The sequence below is a fragment of the Pseudomonas sp. NPDC090201 genome, assembly GCF_044746825.1.
Taxonomy (GTDB): domain Bacteria; phylum Pseudomonadota; class Gammaproteobacteria; order Pseudomonadales; family Pseudomonadaceae; genus Aquipseudomonas; species Aquipseudomonas putida_AD.
On sequence record NZ_JBIVCX010000001.1, the window covers coordinates 739,016 to 759,676 of the forward strand.

General features: G+C 62.2%; 22 protein-coding genes. 11 read left to right on the plus strand and 11 right to left on the minus strand.

All coding sequences use genetic code 11. The features are described 5' to 3' along the window. Positions 1-125: 125 nt before the first annotated feature. The 3 genes from ACIPOO_RS03415 to cysK form a co-directional block, all read right to left on the minus strand. On the minus strand, positions 126-980 hold the full coding sequence (locus tag ACIPOO_RS03415; protein ID WP_274134296.1) for a DMT family transporter: 855 nt from the start codon (positions 978-980) through the stop codon (positions 126-128). 374 nt (positions 981-1,354) lie between these two features. Next, on the minus strand, positions 1,355-2,293 hold the full coding sequence (locus ACIPOO_RS03420; RefSeq protein WP_400604425.1) for an aspartyl/asparaginyl beta-hydroxylase domain-containing protein: 939 nt from the start codon (positions 2,291-2,293) through the stop codon (positions 1,355-1,357). Between the two features lie 131 nt (positions 2,294-2,424). Then, positions 2,425-3,399 carry a cysteine synthase A gene (gene cysK, locus ACIPOO_RS03425; RefSeq protein ID WP_274134294.1) on the minus strand — a complete coding sequence of 325 codons (975 nt, stop codon included), beginning with the start codon at positions 3,397-3,399 and terminating at the stop codon, positions 2,425-2,427. A 139-nt stretch (positions 3,400-3,538) separates the two neighbouring features. Here cysK and ACIPOO_RS03430 point away from each other — a divergent pair, with 139 nt between their 5' ends. Next, positions 3,539-4,615 carry a DUF748 domain-containing protein gene (locus ACIPOO_RS03430; protein WP_274134293.1) on the plus strand — a complete coding sequence of 359 codons (1,077 nt, stop codon included), beginning with the start codon at positions 3,539-3,541 and terminating at the stop codon, positions 4,613-4,615. A 119-nt stretch (positions 4,616-4,734) separates the two neighbouring features. On the opposite strand, the gene ACIPOO_RS03435 is transcribed toward ACIPOO_RS03430, so the two are convergent. After that, complete coding sequence (locus ACIPOO_RS03435) at positions 4,735-4,983, minus strand: DUF2442 domain-containing protein (RefSeq protein ID WP_400604428.1); 249 nt, start codon at positions 4,981-4,983, stop codon at positions 4,735-4,737. A gap of 259 nt (positions 4,984-5,242) precedes the next feature. Here ACIPOO_RS03435 and ACIPOO_RS03440 point away from each other — a divergent pair, with 259 nt between their 5' ends. After that, positions 5,243-6,088: a MoxR family ATPase gene (locus ACIPOO_RS03440; RefSeq protein ID WP_274134292.1), complete on the plus strand. Its 846-nt coding sequence runs from the start codon at positions 5,243-5,245 to the stop codon at positions 6,086-6,088. 30 nt (positions 6,089-6,118) lie between these two features. Continuing rightward, on the plus strand, positions 6,119-7,297 hold the full coding sequence (locus ACIPOO_RS03445) for a VWA domain-containing protein (protein WP_400604430.1): 1,179 nt from the start codon (positions 6,119-6,121) through the stop codon (positions 7,295-7,297). A 93-nt stretch (positions 7,298-7,390) separates the two neighbouring features. Here the strand turns inward: ACIPOO_RS03445 and ACIPOO_RS03450 are convergent, their stop codons facing one another. The 6 genes from ACIPOO_RS03450 to ACIPOO_RS03475 form a co-directional block, all read right to left on the minus strand. Next, entirely contained in the window at positions 7,391-8,317 is a 927-nt protein-coding gene (locus ACIPOO_RS03450) for a biotin-dependent carboxyltransferase family protein (RefSeq protein WP_400604432.1), read from the minus strand. Further along, positions 8,314-9,018 (minus strand): 5-oxoprolinase subunit PxpB, encoded by a 705-nt coding sequence (gene pxpB, locus ACIPOO_RS03455; RefSeq protein WP_400604434.1) that lies wholly within the window; start codon positions 9,016-9,018, stop codon positions 8,314-8,316. The genes ACIPOO_RS03450 and pxpB overlap by 4 nt, the downstream gene beginning before the upstream one ends. Next, on the minus strand, positions 9,015-9,767 hold the full coding sequence (locus ACIPOO_RS03460; RefSeq protein WP_400604436.1) for a 5-oxoprolinase subunit PxpA: 753 nt from the start codon (positions 9,765-9,767) through the stop codon (positions 9,015-9,017). Before ACIPOO_RS03460 ends, pxpB begins: the two co-directional genes overlap by 4 nt. Positions 9,768-9,899: 132 nt before the next feature. Next, positions 9,900-10,424 (minus strand): DUF2937 family protein, encoded by a 525-nt coding sequence (locus ACIPOO_RS03465; RefSeq protein WP_400604438.1) that lies wholly within the window; start codon positions 10,422-10,424, stop codon positions 9,900-9,902. Between the two features lie 9 nt (positions 10,425-10,433). Further along, complete coding sequence (locus ACIPOO_RS03470) at positions 10,434-11,210, minus strand: class II glutamine amidotransferase (protein WP_400604440.1); 777 nt, start codon at positions 11,208-11,210, stop codon at positions 10,434-10,436. A 138-nt stretch (positions 11,211-11,348) separates the two neighbouring features. Beyond that, positions 11,349-11,858 (minus strand): MFS transporter, encoded by a 510-nt coding sequence (locus ACIPOO_RS03475; protein ID WP_400604442.1) that lies wholly within the window; start codon positions 11,856-11,858, stop codon positions 11,349-11,351. A 108-nt stretch (positions 11,859-11,966) separates the two neighbouring features. Between ACIPOO_RS03475 and ACIPOO_RS03480 the strand changes: the two genes are divergently transcribed. Both ACIPOO_RS03480 and ACIPOO_RS03485 read left to right on the plus strand, forming a co-directional pair. After that, positions 11,967-14,024, plus strand: a complete 2,058-nt coding sequence (locus tag ACIPOO_RS03480; RefSeq protein WP_400604444.1) for a S9 family peptidase — start codon at positions 11,967-11,969, stop codon at positions 14,022-14,024. Between the two features lie 110 nt (positions 14,025-14,134). After that, the gene (locus ACIPOO_RS03485; RefSeq protein WP_274134281.1) at positions 14,135-14,608 is read left to right on the plus strand and encodes a cyclic nucleotide-binding domain-containing protein; all 474 of its coding nucleotides are present in this window, start codon (positions 14,135-14,137) and stop codon (positions 14,606-14,608) included. 10 nt (positions 14,609-14,618) lie between these two features. Here the strand turns inward: ACIPOO_RS03485 and ACIPOO_RS03490 are convergent, their stop codons facing one another. Next, positions 14,619-14,912, minus strand: a complete 294-nt coding sequence (locus ACIPOO_RS03490) for a hypothetical protein (protein WP_400604447.1) — start codon at positions 14,910-14,912, stop codon at positions 14,619-14,621. A 112-nt stretch (positions 14,913-15,024) separates the two neighbouring features. Between ACIPOO_RS03490 and ACIPOO_RS03495 the strand changes: the two genes are divergently transcribed. From ACIPOO_RS03495 to pdeM, 6 genes are all read left to right on the plus strand, one after another. Then, entirely contained in the window at positions 15,025-15,711 is a 687-nt protein-coding gene (locus ACIPOO_RS03495) for a spermidine synthase (protein ID WP_274134279.1), read from the plus strand. A 94-nt stretch (positions 15,712-15,805) separates the two neighbouring features. Further along, complete coding sequence (locus ACIPOO_RS03500; protein WP_274134278.1) at positions 15,806-16,168, plus strand: YajD family HNH nuclease; 363 nt, start codon at positions 15,806-15,808, stop codon at positions 16,166-16,168. Positions 16,169-16,326: 158 nt separating this feature from the next. Beyond that, positions 16,327-16,815: an RNA methyltransferase gene (locus tag ACIPOO_RS03505; RefSeq protein ID WP_074752637.1), complete on the plus strand. Its 489-nt coding sequence runs from the start codon at positions 16,327-16,329 to the stop codon at positions 16,813-16,815. An 84-nt stretch (positions 16,816-16,899) separates the two neighbouring features. Continuing rightward, positions 16,900-17,274, plus strand: coding sequence for a DUF2892 domain-containing protein (locus ACIPOO_RS03510; RefSeq protein ID WP_274136793.1), 375 nt, complete (start codon positions 16,900-16,902; stop codon positions 17,272-17,274). Positions 17,275-17,342: 68 nt separating this feature from the next. After that, complete coding sequence (locus ACIPOO_RS03515) at positions 17,343-19,835, plus strand: ligase-associated DNA damage response DEXH box helicase (protein ID WP_400604450.1); 2,493 nt, start codon at positions 17,343-17,345, stop codon at positions 19,833-19,835. Continuing rightward, entirely contained in the window at positions 19,832-20,488 is a 657-nt protein-coding gene (gene pdeM / locus ACIPOO_RS03520; RefSeq protein ID WP_400604452.1) for a ligase-associated DNA damage response endonuclease PdeM, read from the plus strand. The genes ACIPOO_RS03515 and pdeM overlap by 4 nt, the downstream gene beginning before the upstream one ends. Positions 20,489-20,661 lie beyond the last annotated feature (173 nt).

Genomic DNA, 20,661 nt, shown 5'->3' on the forward strand with positions numbered 1-20,661 from the left:
CACCGCTATCCATAGGCTGGGTGGGGGTTTTTTTTTGTTTTTTTTTGTCCCCCCCCCCCCCCCCCCCCCCCCCCCCCCGGCGGGGGGGGGGGGGGGCCCCCCCCCCCCCCCCCCCACGCCGTTGTTTATTTCACCTTACGAAACACAAAAATCAGCCCCACCACGATCAACACCATCCCCAACAGGCTCAACAAGGCCAGGCGATTACCGAAGATCAGGTAATCCATGATCGCCGTCACCGCCGGCACCAGGTAGAACAGGCTGGTGACGTTCACCAGGTTGCCCTGGGCAATCAGCCGGTACAGCAGGAAGGTCGCCAAAACCGACACCACCAAACCCATGTACAACACCGGCACGTAGAAACCGAAACTGTGCTCGAAGTGAAACGGCTGGAACGGCACGAAGGCCGCGCATACCAGGGTCCCGGCGAAGTACTGGACCGGCAGCGTACCCAGCGGGTTGTCGGTGATGCGCTTCTGCATGATCGAGCCGCCGGTCATGGCCAGCATGCCCAACACACCAAAGGCCATCCCGGCCAGCGAGCCACCGTCGCCAATGCCCTGGAACACCACCAGCACCAAGCCGGCCAGCCCCAGGCACAAACCGAACATCCGCGACCAGGCACGGCTGCGCTCGACCAGCACCGCCGTGAGAATCGGCTGCACGCCCATGATGGTCGCCATCACCCCAGGCGCCACCTTCATGTCCAGCGCCAGCAGGTAGCAGATTTGATAGGCGCCCAGCAGAATCGCGCCGGTCGCCAGGGCGTAGCGCATCGACTGCCGGGTTGCGGGCAACTTGTAGCCCAGAGTGGGGATCAGAATCGCCAGCGCCACCAGCGCCAGCAGAAAACGAAACAGCAAGAAGGCAAAGGGAGAAGCGTGGGTCAAACCCCACTTGGAAACGATGGCCCCGCTACTCCAGAGCAGGACGAACAGCGTAGTCGTGGCCATCGAGGCCAGGGCTTTGTTGGCAAACATGAAGTCACCTGTGATTCAGACAAAAACGGACCCGGCGAGAACCGGATTCACAAACGTTTTGTTGGGCTTTGCAGCGTGATTCGACGGCGCGGGGGCAGTCGATCAGCCAAGCACAACCACGGCTGGCGGTGCGACAACGGCGCACACAACAGGAGTGGTCACAGGGGATGGAGGTGGATAGCGCGTGATGTAGAACGCTTGCTGGTCGCCACACGGTTTCTCCACAGCGAAGGCTGCGGCATCAAACGCGAACAGTGGACGGGAAGCAGGCATGGCGCTGATCTTCTTCGGAATGGGGGTTGGGTGTTTCGACTTGATTCAAGACACCGGCGCTGAATATAACCAGCGCGCGGTGGATGATGCAACAGTTTGTGTCAGCCGAACAGCCAGTAGCCCAGGAGGGTCAGCACGATCACTGCCAGCACCGGGCGCAGCACGCGGTAAGCCTTGGGATTGGCCCGCTTGAACTGCTTGACCTTGCCACTGAAGGCATTGCTGAAACGCTTGCTGAAGGCATAGGCCTGGTTGATCCCGCCGACGCGCTCGTCATCGGTGTTCTGCGGCGCGGTGGCGCGGCCCAGAAACGCACTGACGCTGCGGTTGACGCGGGTCATGAAACGATTGGAGAGCGGCCGCTCGATGTCGCAGAACAGAATCACGCGGGTCACGTCGGTCTCGTTCTTGACCCAGTGCACGTAGGTTTCATCGAACATCACGTCTTCGCCGTCGCGCCAGGCGTAGACCTTGCCATCGACGAAAATCCGGCAGTCGTCGGAGTTGGGCGTCGAAAGCCCCAGGTGATAACGCAGGGAACCGGCAAACGGGTCGCGGTGCGGGTTGAGGTGACTGCCGCCGGGAAGCAAGGCGAACATCGCGCCCTTCACGTTGGGGATGCGGCTGACCAGCTCGACGGTTTTCGGGCACAACGCTTCGGCCGAAGGCAGCGGTTTGTCGTACCACTTGAGGTAGAAACGCTTCCAGCCCTTCTTGAAGAACGAGCCGAAACCGGCGTCGTTGTCCTTGGCGGCGGCGCGAATGTAACCCTCGTCGAACAGGTGCATCGCTTCGTCGCGAATGACTTCCCAGTTGTCCTTGAGCACATCGAGCTCAGGGAACTTGCTGCGGTCCAGATAGGGCTTGGACGGCACGCTGGAGAACAGGTACATCAAGGCGTTGTACGGCGCGAACAGTGCAGAGTGGTTCACGAACTGGCGCAATACCGGCAAACGCGCCTTGCCACGCAAATGCACATACAGCGTGCTGCCCAGGAACAGCAGCAGGATCGCCGCCTTGGCAGCGAATGAAAGGGTCATGAATCTCTCCTTGGAACAGCCGGGTGACCGTTTTTGCTGCAGGAGCGAACTCGACCGCTCCCGCAGTGTTTTGCGCGGCCACTATAAGCCTTCGCAAGCCCGGTAAAAAGCCAAGTTGCCTGTCCGGGCGACTATTGGGTCAGCTCCTGTTCAGTAAACAGGTCGCTGAACAGCATGCTCGACAGGTAACGTTCGCCCGAATCCGGCAGAATCACCACGATGGTCTTGCCCTGCATTTCCGGCTTTTCGGCCAGGCGAACCGCGGCCTGCATCGCGGCGCCACAGGAGATGCCGCACAGGATCCCCTCCTCCTGCATCAGCCGCAGCGCCATGGCCTTGGCTTCGTCCTCGCTGACCAGCTCGACGCGGTCGACGATGTCCAGATCAAGGTTCTTGGGGATGAAACCTGCGCCAATGCCCTGGATCTTGTGGGGGCTTGGGGTGATTTCCTGGCCGGCCTTGGCCTGTGTGATGATCGGCGAAGACATCGGCTCCACCGCCACCGACAGGATCGGCTTGCCCATGGTGTGCTTGATGTAGCGCGAAACACCGGTGATGGTGCCGCCCGTACCCACGCCCGCCACAAGCACGTCGATGGCGCCATCGGTGTCGTTCCAGATTTCCGGGCCGGTGGTCTTCTCGTGGATGGCCGGGTTGGCCGGGTTCTCGAATTGCGCCGGCATGAAGTATTTCGCCGGATCGCTGGCCACCAGTTCCTCGGCCTTGGCGATAGCGCCTTTCATGCCCTTGGCAGGCTCGGTCAGCACCAGTTCCGCGCCGAGGGCCTTGAGCACCTTGCGCCGCTCTATGCTCATGGAAGCCGGCATCGTCAGCACCAGTTTGTAACCGCGCGCTGCGGCAACGAACGCCAGGCCGATCCCGGTGTTGCCCGAGGTCGGTTCGACAATAGTCATGCCCGGCTTGAGTTTGCCACGGCTTTCAGCGTCCCAGATCATGCTTGCGCCGATCCGGCATTTGACCGAATACCCCGGATTACGCCCCTCGATCTTGGCCACGATGGTGACCCCGCGTGGCGCGATGCGGTTGATCTGCACCAATGGCGTATTGCCGATGGAGTGGGCGTTGTCTGCGTAAATACGGCTCATGACCGGGTCCTTGTGCAGGTGGGGAAAAACCCAAAGCGTATGCCGTGGGCACATATTGCGTCCAGTCACAGCGAACCTGTGACGTGGCCTACAGTCAACAAATCAGGCAGTCATCAGTCGGCAACCGGAGAGCCTTGCCATGAAACGTCGCTATAGCTGGCCACTGTGGACAGTCGTGGGCCTCGTCGTCGTGTTGATCGCCATCCACATCGCGCTGCCCTACGTGGTGCGCAACTACCTCAACGACAAGCTCGCCGACATGGGCGACTACCGCGGCCACATCGCCGATGTGGACCTTGCCCTGTGGCGCGGGGCATACAAGATCAACGGCCTGAGCATCGTCAAGACGGACGGCAAGGTCCCGGTGCCCCTGCTCAAGGCGCCGGTCATCGATCTGGCCGTCAGCTGGCACTCACTCTGGTACGACCACGCCGTCGTGGCACAGGTTGCGTTTATCAGCCCGGAACTCAACTTCGTCGACGGCGGCACCGACAAACAGCAGTCCCAGACCGGTGCCGGCACCGACTGGCGCGCCCAGTTGAACAAACTCCTGCCCATCACCCTGGACGAGGTGCGGGTGCAGGACGGCAAGATCACCTTCAGCAACTTCAATTCCACGCCACGGGTGAAAATCCAGGCCGACGACGTCAACGCCAGCGTCTACAACCTGACCAACGTTGTCGATGCTGCCGGCAAGCGCGACGCCCGCTTCGAGGGCAAGGCGCTGCTCGAAGGCCACGCACCGCTTGAAAGCAGCGCCACCTTCGACCCTCTCAGCAACTTCGAAAACTTCGACTTCAAGCTGCGCGCCACCGGCCTGCAACTCAAGCGCCTGAACGATTTCGCCTCGGCCTACGGCAAGTTCGACTTTAACGCCGGCAGCGGCGACATCGTCATCGAAGCCCAGGCCAACAAGGGCCAACTGTCCGGCTACATCAAACCCCTGCTGCGCGACGTCGACATCTTCAACTGGCAGCAAGACGTCGAGAACAAGAACAAGGGCTTCTTCCGCTCGATCTGGGAAGCCATGGTCGGCGCCAGCGAAACCGTGCTCAAGAACCAGCGCAAAAACCAGTTCGCCACCCGCGTCGAACTCAGCGGCAGCGTGCACAAACAGGACGTCAGTGCCTTCCAGGCATTCCTGCAGATCCTGCGCAACGCATTCGTGCAGGCGTTCAATACGCGGTATGACAGTGGCAAGAGTGAGGCGCAGTGACTCCTGGCATCCACGATCCCCTGTAGGAGTGAGCTTGCTCGCGATTGCTGTATATCAGGCAAAGATGAGTCGCCTGAAACGCAGCAATCGCGAGCAAGCTCACTCCTACAAAAGCTGCTTTAGCTCCCAATGAGCGTATCGGCACCAATCTGGATATCCACGCTGGACCATTCAACAGTCCACCCGTCATCTCCAACTCTTGCAGTTGCAAATGTTTGTGGATCTTTCAATAGCAGCAAACCGGGCCAGCGATCCACATCATTACTCATGTCCCGAACGATGCGTTGGTTATCAGTGAACGTCAGCAATAGACGATGATTACTGAGTGGTTGAACGGATTTAAGGCGAGGTCGGTCCGTGGGTGTCATTATTAGCTTCCGAGCTGTTGTCTTTGTCGGGGTGCTTTATCGCAGCACCGAGCGCAGAACTGCGATGGTATCGCCCAACGGCCTCCGGAAAAATGCACGTTACAATTTTCTCGATCAAACCCCGACCCACCATTCAGCAACTGAATAAAGGGTCTGCGTTCACAGCCCGGTGGGGGCCGCGTTATAGTCGCTGCATTCTTTATGCTGAATCAGCGCCGTTCGGGTCTGTTGCCCGCACTTTACGTTCGAGGATTTTCCGATGAAGTTCGAAGGCACCCGCGCCTATGTCGCCACCGACGACCTCAAGCTTGCCGTCAACGCCGCCATCACGCTGGAGCGTCCGCTGCTGGTCAAGGGCGAACCCGGCACCGGCAAGACCATGCTGGCCGAGCAACTGGCCGAGTCCTTTGGCGCTAAGCTGATCACCTGGCACATCAAGTCGACCACCAAGGCCCATCAGGGGCTGTACGAGTACGACGCGGTCAGCCGCCTGCGTGACTCGCAACTGGGCGTCGACAAGGTCCACGACGTGCGCAATTACCTGAAGAAAGGCAAGTTGTGGGAAGCGTTCGAGTCCGAAGAGCGGGTCATCCTGCTGATCGACGAGATCGACAAGGCCGATATCGAATTTCCCAACGATCTGCTGCAAGAACTCGACAAGATGGAGTTCTACGTCTACGAGATCGACGAGACGATCAAGGCGAAAAAACGCCCGATCATCATCATTACCTCCAACAACGAAAAAGAACTGCCAGACGCCTTCCTGCGCCGCTGCTTCTTCCATTACATCGCGTTCCCCGATCGCAACACCCTGCAGCAGATCGTTGACGTGCACTACCCCGACATCAAGAAGGACCTGGTCAGCGAAGCGCTGGACGTGTTCTTCGACGTGCGCAAAGTGCCGGGCCTGAAGAAAAAGCCTTCGACTTCGGAGCTGGTGGACTGGCTCAAGTTGCTGATGGCCGACAACATCGGCGAGGCCGTTTTGCGTGAACGCGATCCGACCAAGGCCATTCCGCCGTTGGCAGGCGCCCTGGTCAAGAACGAGCAGGACGTTCAGTTGCTCGAGCGTCTGGCGTTCATGAGCCGTCGTGGCAATCGCTGAGTTCTTCCGGATAAGTGCGGGGCCCTGTTCATGCTGCTCAACCTGTTCAACGAAATGCGCGCAGCGAAGGTGCCGGTCTCGGTGCGTGAACTGCTGGACTTGGTCAACGCCCTGAAACAGCGGGTGACCTTCGCCGACATGGACGAGTTCTACTACTTGTCCCGGGCGATTCTGGTCAAGGACGAGCGCCACTACGACAAGTTCGACCGGGCCTTCGGCGCCTACTTCAACGGGCTGGAAAAGCTCGACGACCACTTGCAGGCGCTGATCCCCGAAGACTGGCTACGCAAGGAGTTCGAGCGCTCGCTGACCGATGAGGAACGTGCGCAGATTCAGTCGCTGGGCGGCCTGGACAAGCTCATCGAGGAATTCAAGAAGCGCCTGGAGGAACAGAAGGAACGCCATGCCGGCGGCAACAAATGGATCGGCACCGGCGGCACCAGCCCGTTCGGCTCCGGCGGCTACAACCCGGAAGGCATTCGCGTCGGCGATGCAGGCAAGCGCCAGGGCAAGGCAGCCAAGGTCTGGGATCAGCGCGAGTACAAGAACCTCGACGACCAAGTGGAACTGGGCACGCGCAACATCAAGGTGGCCCTGCGCCGCCTGCGCAAGTTCGCCCGCCAGGGTGCGGCGGACGAACTGGACATCGACGGCACCATCGACCACACCGCACGCGATGCAGGCCTGCTGAACATCCAGATGCGCCCGGAACGGCGCAACACCATCAAGCTGTTGCTGCTGTTCGACATCGGCGGCTCGATGGACGCCCACGTGAAGATCTGCGAAGAACTGTTCTCGGCCTGCAAGACCGAGTTCAAGCACATGGAGTATTTCTACTTCCATAACTTCATCTATGAATCGGTGTGGAAGAACAACCTGCGCCGCACTTCCGAGCGCACTTCAACCCAGGACTTGCTGCACAAATACGGCGCCGACTACAAAGTGATCTTCATCGGCGACGCCGCCATGGCCCCCTACGAAATCACCCAGCCGGGCGGCAGCGTCGAACACTGGAACGAAGAAGCCGGCTACGTCTGGATGCAACGCTTCCAGGCCAAGTTCAAGAAAATCATCTGGATCAACCCCTACCCCAAGGACGCCTGGGGTTACACCACCTCCACCAATATCGTGCGGGATTTGATCGAAGATCAGATGTATCCGCTGACGTTGAGGGGGCTGGAGGAAGGGATGCGGTATTTGGCCAAATGACACCGCGCCTGTAGGAGCGCGCTTGCCCGCGATAGCAGAACATCAGGCAACTGATGTAGTGCAGTTACATCGCAATCGCGGGCAAGCGCGCTCCTACAGCGTCCTGTGGAGTTGATCGAGCGCGTGCACCTGCTCCTTATGCGCCATCTCCTGCACCACAGCTCGCAAGCGCACCACACTCCCCGGCAGCTTCTGCGCCAATCGCGCCAGTGACAACGGAGTCAGTGCCCCGAGGCGTGGGTAGCCGCCGATGGTCTGGCGGTCGTTGAGCAGGATGATGGGCTGGCCGTCCGGCGGAACCTGGATGGCGCCCAGGGGAATGCCTTCGGAGATCATGGGTTTGCCCTGATACACGAGTTCCGGGCCGAGCAGGCGGATGCCCATGCGGTCGGCGCGGCTGTCCAGGGTCCAGTCGCTGTTGAAGGCGTCGAACAGGCTCAGGCCGCTGAACTGGCCGATCTGTGCGCCGAGCACGACGTCCAGCGGGCGTGGGTCGGCCAGGTTCGGGATCAGGTGTTCAGGCAGGGTTTGCAGCGCGATGGAGCGATTGCGGCAAGCCAGGCGGTCGCCTTCGGCCAATGCCTTGCCGGTGCCGTCCAGGCCGCCCAGCCCTTCCCGAACCACCGTGGCGCTACTCCCGAGCAGGTCTGCCGCTTCAAAGCCTCCGGGCGCGGCGAGGTAGGCTCGTGCGCCGGAAACCGGTTGAGTGAAGCGCAGTTGCTGGCCCTTGTTGAGGAAGAAACTGCGCCAGGGGGCGACCGGGCGATCATCGAGCATGGCGCCCAGGTCGGCTCCGGCCAGGGCCAGGCAGCAATCCTCAAGAGCGACCAGCGTCAGTCCCCCCAGCGTGACCTCGATAACGGCGGCGTCCAGCGGATTGTTCAGCAGCTTGTTGGCCCACGACATGGAAACCCAGTCCAGCGCGCCGCCCTGGGTCACGCCCAGATGACGAACGCCAAACCGTCCTGCGTCTTGCAGCAGGCACAGTGGGGTGCTGCTTTTGACCGTCAGCACGCTCATGCCAGCGCCTCCAGCGGAGAATCGTCGCCGCCCAGGCGAATGAATTCGGCGTGATCGACCGGCTCGAAGCGCACGGTGTCGCCAGGCTGCAGCAGGCTATAGCCGTCGATTTCACGATCAAAGAGTTTGGCCGGGGTGCGGCCAAGGATGTTCCAGCCGCCTGGCGATTGCAGCGGGTACACCGCCGTTTGACGTTCGGCAATGCCGACGCTGCCCGCCGGGACGCGTTTGCGCGGGGTCTTGATGCGCGGCGCTGCGAGAATTTCTTCTACCAGCCCCATGAAACCGAAGCCCGGTGCGAAGCCCAGCGCGAACACCTGGTACTCGCGCTGACTGTGGCGTTCGATCACTTCAACCACCGACAAGCCGCTACGTTCAGCCAGTAATGCCAGTTCAGGCCCGACGCTGGGCTCGTACCACACGGGCAGCACGTGCTGTCGACCGGCGCTGGCTGCATCCGGCGAGAGATCGACCATCGCCTCGGCAATCAACGCCCGCGCCTGCTGCGGGCTCAATGCCAGCAAGTCATAGTGGACCATCAAGGTGGTGTAGGACGGCACAAGGTCAATCAGGTTCGCCCCGAATCCGTCCCGCAGACGCTGGCTGGCCGCAAGCATCCACGGCATGTTCGCCTCTTCGATGGCATCGAACAGGCGCACCATCAGGCAATCGATCGCAACGACTTCGATGCGCAACTTCATGAGGCAGACGTCTGGCCCAGTGCTTCACGGATGCGCCGCACCGCCGCAATAGAGCTGGCGTTGTCGCCATGCACGCACAGGGTGTCGGCGTTGAGCAGCAACGAACTGCCGTCGCTGGCGGTCAAGGCTTCGCCGCGGGAAAGAGTCAGCGCCTGGGCGATGATCAATTCCGGATCATGGTGAACGGCGCCCGGCAGATTGCGCGAAACCAGTCGCCCGACACTGTCGTAAGCGCGGTCGGCGAAGGCTTCGAACCACAAAGTCACGCCGAACTCATCGGCCATGGTTTGGGCTGCGCTGTTGTCGCGCATGGCCAGCAGCATCAACGGCAGCTCGGGGTTGTAGCGGGCGATGGCTTCGATGACGGCGCGCAATTGGGTCGGATTGGCCATCATGTCGTTGTACATCGCGCCGTGGGGTTTGACGTAGCTGACCCGGCCGCCCTGGGCACGGCACACGCCGTCCAGCGCGCCGATCTGGTAATGCAGCATGTCCTGGATTTCCTGCGGGGAGCAGGCCATGGAGCGGCGACCGAATCCCACGAGGTCCGGGTAGGCCGGGTGCGCGCCGATGGTCACGCCGTGGGTCAGCGCCAGGGCGACGGTCTTGCGCATGACGCTGGGGTCACCGGCATGAAAGCCACAGGCGATGTTGGCGCAATCGATGTACGGCATGACCTCGGCGTCCAGACCCATGGTCCAGGCACCGAAGCTTTCACCGATGTCACAGTTCAATAACAGGCGGCCCACGGGGTATCTCCTGTGTGAATGGAGTATGGCTAGCTAAACCCGTAGCAGTACGGCTTGCCGGCGTTGGCGATTCGAAGGGCGCTGTCGCCGGCAAGCCGGACTGCTACGGTGCGGTGAATTGCCTTGCAAAGCTCACTGCCAGTCGCGATTGACCCGCTTCTTGTAGACCCTTCCAACAAACAACCAGTCGATGAACACCACAAAGCTTTCGATCACCAGCGAGAACAGCAGCGCGCAGGCCAGGCCCCAGCCGATGACTTCCGGTGACAGCAGCACCTGCCAGGTGTAGCCATTCCAGGTCTCGGTGCGGATGGCCGGGTCTGCGGCGGTCAGCACGTGATACGCGCGGCTGTACCACGGCCCCTGCAACGCCATCCATTCGCGGTCCAGGATCTGGTTGCGGCTCAGGATGTTGGCGATGTTGTTGGCATCGGTACGGAACACCGGGTCTTCGCTGCTGCGATAGTGCTGGATCAGCGCCTGCACGTCGCCATTGAAGAAGCGCTGCGCTGTCTCGTTGTAGCCGCGCAGGTTCTGCTGGGCTTCCATCAGGTGCGCTTCGACACGCTTGCTGTAATCACTGATGAATCCGGGAATCTGCACGCCGATCAACAGGCCTGCGGTGAACAATACCAGTCGTACGTAGCTGCGCAGCATAGATCCCTCTCAGTCAGTCCGGCCTTCGGCCACGCATTCGCCACGACGCCACAGGCTCCAGTGGCCGGGTTCGTAGCGATTCCAGGTTTCGTTCTCGGTCAGCGGCTCGGTAGCGATCACCGTGACCACATCGTTTGGCGTGGTTTCGGCCTGAAAATCGACGATCACGTCGACATCTTTCAGGCGAGCCGGGCCAAACGGTGCGCGGCGAGTAATGTGCACAAGCTTGGTCGAGCAGAAACAGAACAGCCAGTCGCCATCGCTGAGCAGGCCGTTGAACACGCCCTTGGCGCGGTATTCGTTACAGGCATTGACCAGCGTCGGCAGCAGGCGTTCGACCTCGACCGGCTCCGGAAAGGCCTCGCGCACGCGGTTGAGCAAGTCGCAAAATGCCGCTTCGCTGTCGGTATCGCCCACCGGACGGTAGAAGGTCGCGCTGGGGTGGAAATCCGCCAGCTGGCCGTTGTGGGCAAAGCACCAGTTGCGGCCCCACAGCTCGCGCACGAACGGGTGGGTGTTGGACAGGCAGACCTTGCCGACGTTGGCCTGGCGAATATGGCCTATGACCACTTCACTCTTGATCGGATAACGCTGCACCAGTTGCGCCACTTCCGACTCGCTGCTGGCAGCCGGATCCTGGAACAGGCGCAGGCCGCGGCCTTCATAGAAACCGATGCCCCAGCCATCACGGTGGGGACCGGTGCGGCCGCCCCGCTGCATCAGCCCGGTAAAGCTGAAGACGATGTCGGTCGGTACATTGGCACTCATGCCCAGAAGTTCACACATGCTCAGCTCTCGGTACACTCAACGACACATCAGCTTGTAGGAGCGCGCTTGCCCGCGATAGCAGAAGATCAGGCAACTGCTGTAGTACAGATACACTTCAATCGCGGGCAAGCGCGCTCCTACAGTGTTCGGCAAGGGTTAAAGCTTGGGTTCGACCCGATAACGACCGCTCGCACCGCCCTTGTCACCACCCGCCGGGGCTGCCGGCTGGCTTGCGTAACGAGGGGTGCCCTGGGCGGCGAAGGGTTCGTCGTCCGCTTTCAGCTCGGCGGCAGCCTGGGCGGCAGCGGCCTCGGCGTGGGCCTGACGGGCTTTCTTGCGGCGCAGGAATGGCAGGCGGATCAGCGCGAAGACGATGTACAGACCCAGGGCGATGGCGCCGTAGGTGGCCAGGTCCAGCACCGCGCGCCAGACGTTGTTGCCCACCTTGAAGGCAAGGTCCAGGGCGCTGATGGCCAGCGCCGGGGCGTAGGTGTCCTTGACCGGGTCGATGACCGTCGGGCAGAACAGCAGCACCGCGCCGATCACCCGCAGCGGCTCGCGCAGGTAGCGCCACATCCAGCCCGTCAGCTTGAACCACACCAGCAGACAACCCAACGCAGCGAATGCGTACAGGCCCCAGGCAATCAGATAGTCGTTGTCGGTCATGACGTCCGTGGTAAGGCAGGTAAAGAGGCGCTTATGATAACGACTTTTCGCAAGCCTGGCTTACCCGGCTTCAGTTATCGGTCCGCCGCCCCTTTGAGAGAGCCCAGCATGCCTTCTTCCGCCACCTCCCCAAGCGCCCCGCTCGCCCGCAAGGCCGACGGCGCCGACCCGTATGCCTGGCTGCAGAATCGCGACAGCGATGAGGTGCTCGACTACCTCAAGGCCGAAAACCATTACCAGGAAAGTCAGCTGGCCGATCAGCAGGCCCTGCGCGAAACGCTGTTTCAGGAGATCAAGGGTCGGATTCTGGAAACCGACCTGTCGCTGCCTTCGCCCTGGGGGCCCTGGCTTTACTACACCCGCACCACCGAAGGCGACGAATACGCTCGCCACTACCGCTGCCCGCGCCCGGCCGACGACTCGCAAACGGTCGACGAAAGCGCCGAACAACTGCTGCTCGACCCCAATGTGTTGGCCGGCGGCGGCTTCTTTTCGCTGGGCGCATTCAGTATCAGCCCGGACCACCAGCGGCTGGCCTACAGCCTGGACACCAGCGGCGAGGAGGTCTACCAGCTGTACGTCAAGGAGCTGGCCACTGGCCTGGTGACCAGCCTGCCGTTCGAAGACTGCGACGGCAGCATGACCTGGGCCAACGACAGCCAGACGCTGTTTTTCGGCGAACTGGACGACACCCACCGCCCGCACAAGCTGTATCGCCACACACTCGGCAACGATTCTGCGGACCTGGTATTCAACGAACCGGACGGGCGGTTCTTCCTGCACTGCTACCGCTCAAGCTCCGAGCGCCAACTGGTGCTGGCACTGGACAGCAAGACCACCGGCGAAAGCTGGGTGCTGGACGCCGACAAACCCGAACAGGCCTTCGTCTGCATGGCGCCGCGCAGCGAAGGCCACGAATATTCGGTGGACCATGGCCTGATCGACGGCACCTGGAGCTGGGTGATTCGCAGCAACCAGGCCGGGATCAACTTCGCGCTGTACCATGCGCCGGAAAAAACCAGTGGCGTGCCTGAGCGCAAGGACTGGCAAACCCTGATCGGCCACAGCGACAGCATCATGCTCGACGGCTTCAGCCTCAACGCCCGGGGCCTGACCCTGAGCCTGCGGGAAGGCGGCCTGCCCATCGTCGAAGTCCACCCACAGGGTTTGCCGGCGTATCGGGTGCAATTGCCGGACGCGGCCTACAACCTGTATGTGCAAGACACCCTTGAATTCGAAAGCGACAAGATTCGCCTGCGTTATCAGTCGCTCAATCGCCCGCCACAGGTGCGTCAATTGGCGCTGGCAACCGGCGAGCAGGTCGTGCTCAAGGAAACCCCGGTGCTCGGCGTATTCGACGCCGATGCCTATGTCAGCCAGCGCCTGTGGGCGACAGCGGCCGATGGCACACAGGTGCCGATCAGCCTGGTGGTCAAGCGCGAACTGGCAGGCACCCCCGTGCCGCTTTACCTATACGGCTACGGCGCCTATGGCGAGAGCCTCGACCCCTGGTTCTCCCATGCCCGCCTGAGCTTGCTCGATCGCGGCATCGCTTTTGCCATCGCCCATGTGCGCGGCGGCGGCGAGCTGGGTGAAAACTGGTATCGCACCGGCAAGCAGGAACACAAGCAGAACACCTTCGACGACTTCATCAACTGCGCCGAACATCTGATTGCACAAAACCTGACGACAGCCGACACACTGGTCATCAGCGGCGGCAGCGCGGGAGGGCTGTTGATCGGGGCGGTGGTCAACCAGCGCCCCGATCTGTTCAAGGCAGCCATTGCCGAGGTGCCGTTCGTCGACGTGCTCAACACCATGCTTGATCCCGAGCTGCCGTTGACCGTCACTGAGTACGACGAGTGGGGCAACCCGCAGGAGCCTGAGGTGTACGCGCGGATCAAGGCCTACGCGCCTTACGAAAACGTTGCGGCCCAGGCCTATCCGGCGATGCTGGTCATCGCCAGCTACAACGACAGTCGGGTGCAATACTGGGAGGCGGCCAAATGGGTGGCAAAGTTGCGCGCCAGCAAAACGGACGACAACCTGCTGTTGCTCAAGACCGAACTGGGTGCCGGCCACGGCGGCATGAGCGGTCGCTATCAGGGATTGCGTGACGTGGCGCTCGAATACGGATTTGTGTTCAAGGTATTGCAACTGGCCTGAGGAACTCTTCAAAGCCCGTTGGTCATATCAGACGGCTCCGTACCGCTTGTAGGACGGAGCTGTTTTTGTGGTCAGTTTTCATTCTTCATCTCATTCAACAAGAACATGCCATGCCGACACCTTCATCTCTGAACAATGAAATCCGCGAAATGCTGATGGACTGTGGGCTGTTCCTGGCCCTGACCCCTGCCGACTTTTCTGCGGCGGCGGGTTACTTCAGCATCAGCAATATCGAAAAAGGCGAGGCGATCTTCAACGAAGGCGATGCGGGCACCTTCATGTGCATCATTCATTCGGGCACGGTGTCGGTGCAGAAGGTCAATGGCGAAGGCAAGCTGGTGGAAACGGCCATTCTGCGGGCGGGCCGGGCGTTCGGCGAGATGGCCGTGCTGGACGGAGAACGCCGCTCGGCCAGTTGCATCGCCGCTTCCAGTTGCTACCTGCTGAACCTGGGCCGTGACTCGCTGGACAAGATGCTCAACGACGCCCCCAAGGTCGCCGCCAAGATCATCCGCGCCATTGCCATCGCCATGTCCAAGCGCTTGCGCATGATGGATGGGCAGGTGTTGGCGCAGCAGGAATAGCGCACGCCAATCATTGATTGGGCTTGCCCGGCTGCTGCGGCTGCAACCCCGGCAACGGCTCATCCTCTTTCGGCGGGCCGGGCTGGGGGATTTTCGGCAACAGTGGCGGATTCCCCTGCCCGCCCACGTGGGGAACGCTGGGCGGGGAAATCTGCGGATACGGGGTCGGCGTTGCAGTGCCCGGTGACCCCGAGGTGGCCGCCACAGGCTCCGGCGTGTTGAGTACAGGTTGCAGGCTTTCGGCAAAAACCGGCGATACGCCAAGCATCAGCGCAGCAATCGCCGCTAGAATGGACCGCTTCATCGTTGGCCTCCACTGCCAATCTTCTGCTGTGACGCTCAGGCTACTCCTGCGCAGGGCTTCGTGCGCTGACAAATTGCCCTGTGCCCCGGCCGCGCCCCTCGACGAGTCCCCCATGAAACGTTTCGTTCTGCTCGACACCACCCCGATTCCCGATAACGGCGGCGCCCTGTGCCTGTTCGAGTACGGCGAAGATTTCGTGATCAAGATCCAGGGCGGCGACGGCGGCCAGTTGATGAACACCCGCATGCATGGTTCCGAAGATGCGCTGGCGGAAATTCCCTGCAAGAAAGTCGCCTCGCGCACGCAACCTCGGGTATTGATTGGCGGGCTGGGCATGGGCTTCACCCTGGCGTCCGCCCTCAAGCACCTGGGCAAGAACGGCGAGGTGGTGGTGGCCGAGTTGGTGCCTGGGGTGGTTGAGTGGAATCGCGGCCCGCTGGGTGAGAAATCAGGCAATCCGTTGCAGGATCCGCGCGCCAAGGTGGTCATCCAGGACGTCGCCAAGGTGCTGAAAAGCGAGCCTCAAGGCTTCGACGCGATCATGCTCGATGTCGATAACGGCCCCGAAGGCCTGACCCAGAAAGCCAACAGCTGGCTCTATTCGGCCGGGGGCCTGGCCGCCTGCGCCACGGCCCTGCGGCCCAAGGGCGTGCTGGCGGTGTGGTCTGCCAGCGCCGACGCCGCCTTCAGCGACAAACTGCGCAAGGCCGGCTTCAAGGCCGAAGAGGTCAAGGTGTACGCCCACGGCAACAAAGGCACGCGGCATACCATCTGGATCGCCGAGAAACTCAAGGGCTGATCCCCTTGTCGCCCGGCCTAAAAAAACTGCGGCCAATGGCGCCCGAAACGCTAGAATCGGACCATTGCCAACCGTACACGAACCAGGTGACACCATGAGCTCCACCAATACCTCCAAGCTCGACCGCATCCTTGCCGATGCCAAGCGCGACAAGGAAATGGGCTACCGCGACAAAGCGCTGAAGATGTACCCCCACGTCTGCGGCCGCTGCGCCCGGGAGTTTTCCGGCAAGCGCCTGAGCGAGCTGACCGTTCACCACCGTGACCACAACCACGACAACAACCCGCAAGACGGCTCGAACTGGGAACTGCTCTGCCTGTTCTGCCATGACAACGAACACTCGCGCTACACCGACCAGCAGTACTTCTCGGACTCGTCCCTGGGCACGCCGAAAACGGCCAAGGCCACGCACAATCCGTTTGCAGCCCTCGCCGGATTGATGAAGAAAGAAGATTGAGCCTGTAGGAGCGCGCTTGCCCGCGACTGGCCGTGTCAGGCGATGGAAATCCGTCGAATGCACAGCCGCCATCGCGGGCAAGCGCGCTCCTACGGTATCCCCAGTGTCTTCCCCCCCGCGTATAATCCCGCGCTTTCCCTGAAGAGCACCCTCTCCCCGTGGCCAACAAACGTTACGCCTGCATCGGCTTGTACAACCCCAAATCCCCGGAAAACGTGGGGTCCGTGATGCGTGCGGCGGGCTGCTATGGCGTGGCGTCGGTGTTCTACACCGGCAAGCGCTACGAGCGGGCTCGGGATTTCGTCACCGACACCAAGAAGATCCACCAGGACATTCCGCTGATCGGCATCGACGACCTGAAGAAAATCATTCCGCTGGGTTGTGTGCCGGTCGCGGTGGAGCTGGTCGAGGGCGCTCGGGCACTGCCTGAATACACCCACCCGGACCGAGCCATCTACATCTTCGGCCCCGAAGACGGCTCGCTGGACAAAGAGATCCGCGACTGGTGCGAAGACGTGGTCTATATCCCCACCACCGGCTGCATGAACCTCGCAGCGACCGTCAACGTGGTGCTCTACGACCGCATGGCCAAAGGCAACAACACCCGCTCAGGCCCGCAATTCGGTCGCGAAACCGACCGCACCTGAGCCCCTGCCGCGACAGACGCATTGAACAGTTCGCGTTTGTGACAGTCAGCTTTAAGGACCTTACCTCTTCATGGAGAACGCATCATGAGTGATACCCCGATCCTGAAACGCGTCGAACGCACGCTGCACGATGAAGTGGCGCCACAGAACGTCCAGGGCTGGGAGCGCATCGGCTCGTTGGCCGGTGGCGTACTGATGATGGGCAAGGGCCTGCGCCGCGGCGGGATCTTCGGACTGGTGCAACTGGCCATCGGCGGCGCCGTACTGGCCCGCGGCATCACCGGGCACTGCTCGGCCAAGGCGCTGTTGGAAAAGAGCCGCAGCGACATGGACATCGCCCGGGCCCGCATCGAAAGAGCCGGCGCCGAACTGAGCAAGCTCAAGACCAAGGCCGAAGTGGCGGCCGAAGAGGCCGTGGTGCAGAGCATCGACGCGGTCAAAGGCCCCAAAGGCGTCTGAGCTGCACACGCATCAAACTAAATGCGTCAAGCGGCGGTCTTTGACTTAAACCCGGTCAGAGCCGTCGCATGCCCAAAACCACTCCCTTCGCCAAACGCTGGTTCGCGGCTCGCGGCTGGAAACCCTTCGCCTTTCAACAGGCCGTCTGGGATGCCGTCGCTCGCGGCGAGTCCGGGCTGCTGCACGCCAGCACCGGCGCGGGCAAGACCTATTCAGTGTGGTTCGCGGCGCTCAACAGCTTCGCCCGCAAGCCCCCTCCTCCATCTGAAGAAAAACCGCGCAAACGCAAAGCGCCCGCCGCGCCCCTGACGGTGCTGTGGATCACGCCCATGCGTGCCCTGGCCGCCGATACTGCGCGGGCGCTCGAAGCGCCGCTGCTGGATCTGGACATCCCCTGGAGTGTCGGCCTGCGTACCGGCGACACCTCCAGCAGCGAACGCGCCAAACAGGGGCGACGCCTGCCCTCGTCCCTGATCACCACTCCGGAAAGCCTGACGCTGTTGCTGACCCGCGCCGACGCCCAGGTGATTTTCTCGACCTTGAAAATGATTGTCGTCGACGAGTGGCACGAACTGATCGGCAACAAGCGCGGCGTGCAGTTGCAACTGGCCCTGGCGCGCCTGCGCCGGTGGAATCCCGAACTGATCGTCTGGGGGCTGTCCGCCACTCTGGGCAATCAGGCCCACGCGCAGCAGGTGCTGGTGGGTGAACACGGCACCACGGTCGAGGGCAAGGTGGTCAAGGAACTGATCGTCGATACCCTCATCGCCCCTTCCATCGAGCGTTTTCCCTGGGCCGGGCACATGGGGCTGCGCATGTTGCCCCAGGTGCTGGCCGAGGTGGACAGCAGTGCCAGTTGCCTGCTGTTCACCAACACCCGGGCGCAATCGGAGATCTGGTATCAGGCGCTGCTTGAAGCCCGGCCAGACTGGGCCGGATTGATCGCGCTGCACCATGGCTCGCTGTCGCGCGAGGTTCGCGACTGGGTCGAACGTGCCCTGAAGGAGGGCCATCTCAAGGCCGTGGTCTGCACCTCCAGCCTTGATCTGGGGGTGGATTTTCTGCCCGTGGAGCGCGTGCTGCAGATCGGATCGGCCAAGGGCGTCGCCCGTCTGATGCAGCGGGCCGGTCGTTCGGGCCATGCGCCGGGTCGGCCATCCCGCGTGACGCTGGTGCCGACCCACAGCCTGGAACTGGTGGAAGCCGCCGCGGCCCGGGACGCCGTAGAGGCACGTCTGATCGAACCCCGGGAATCGCCCCACAAGCCGCTGGATGTCCTCGTACAGCATTTGGTCAGCATGGCGTTGGGCGGCGGTTTCTTGCCTGACGAGCTGCTGGCCGAGGTTCGTACGGCCTGGGCCTATCGCCAGCTTACCGACGAAGAATGGGACTGGGCGCTGGCCTTCGTGCGCCACGGCGGGCTGTCCCTCACGGCCTACCCGGATTATCGCCGGGTCGAGCCTGACGAGCACGGCATCTGGCGCGTGCCCGATGCACGTCTGGCCCGGCGCCATCGCATGAGCGTCGGCACCATCGTCAGCGATGCCAGCATCAACGTGAAGTACTGGAGCAAAGGCGGCGGGGGTGGCTCGCTGGGCAGCGTCGAGGAAGGTTTCATCGCCCGGTTGAAGCCCGGTGATGGCTTTCTGTTCAGCGGACGCCTGCTTGAGCTGGTACGGGTGGAAAACATGACCGCCTATGTGAAACGGGCTACAACCAAGAAGGCGGCGGTCCCACGCTGGAATGGCGGACGTATGCCACTGTCCAGCGAGTTGGCCGACGCGGTGGTCGCCCGATTCGACGCCGCTGCCCACAATGTGTTCGATGGCCCGGAAATGCACAGCATCAGCCCGCTGCTGGAAGTTCAGCGCCAATGGTCATCCCTGCCGCGCAAGGATTCGCTGCTGGCCGAGGTGCTCAAGTCCCGGGAGGGCTGGCACCTGTTCCTGTATCCGTTCGCCGGGCGCCATGTGCACCTGGGCCTGGCGAGCCTGCTGGCCTGGCGTTTGAGCCGAGACACGCCGCTGACCTTCTCCATCGCCGTCAACGACTACGGCTTCGAGCTGCTGAGCGCGACCGAAGTGGACTGGTCAGCACAGCTGAACCCGCAACTCTTCAGCGAGGACGGACTGCTGGCTGACATCATTGCCAGCCTCAACGCCGGTGAACTGGCCCTGCGCCGCTTCAGGGAAATCGCCCGGATTGCCGGGCTGGTGTTCTCAGGCTACCCCGGCGCCCCGAAAAGCAACCGTCAGTTGCAAGCCTCCAGCGGCCTGTTCTTCGAGGTGTTCAAGCAGTATGACGCAGGCAACCTGTTGCTGACTCAGGCCGAGGAAGAGGTGTTGCGTCAGGAGCTGGACGTCAGCCGCCTTGAACACACGCTGCGCCGAATCAATCAGCGCACCCTGGACTTGCACCTGATCAAGCGGCCCACACCCATGGCCTTCCCGCTGCTGGTGGAGCGCATGCGTGAGAGCATGAGCACCGAGAAACTGTCCGACCGGATCGCGCGGATGGTGCGCGACCTCGAGACCGCGGCAGGGCCGGAGGTGAGTTCATGAGGCCCTACCTTGCGATCCAGTTGGCAGGCACCGAGCTGTGGCTGCTGGCAGACAAGGCCATTTATTACCCTGCCGAACGCGCGCTGCTGATCGCCGACGCCCATTTCGGCAAGGCCGCCGCGTACCGTCGGCTCGGGCAGCCAGTGCCCCACGGCACCACCGATCACAATCTTGCGCGGCTCGATGCGCTGCTGGCCGGGTACGACTGCGAGCGGCTGATCTTTCTGGGGGACTTTCTCCACGCCCCCGAATCCCACGCCTCGGCGACGCTGGCCGCGTTGCAGGACTGGCGCCAGCGGCATCCCTCACTCCAAATCACCCTCATCCGCGGCAACCACGACAAACGCGCGGGCGATCCACCGGCCAGCCTGGGGTTTCAGGTGGTAGCTGAACCGCTTTTACTGGGCCCGTTCGCCTTGCAACATGAGCCCACGCCGCATTCCAGCCATCACGTACTGGCTGGCCATGTGCACCCGGCCTACCGACTGCTGGGCAAAGGCCGACAACGCCTGCGCCTGCCATGCTTCTACATTTTGCAAAACATAAGCCTGCTGCCGGCGTTCGGCGCGTTCACAGGCGGCATGAACATCGAACGCCAGCCGGGCAGCCGGGTGTATGTGGTGGGGGATGGAGCGGTGTGGGAAGCCGTATAGAGGGAACCGTGGGCACGGTCCCCAGATGAGTGCGATCGCTGTGGGAGCGGGCTTGCCCGCGAAGACGGTCGCCCAGCCACGACCTGGGCACTAGGTGCCGACGCATTCGCGGGCAAGCCCGCTCCCACAGGATTTATCTGGCATACCCGCTGCGGCGGGGGCGATCTTTACAT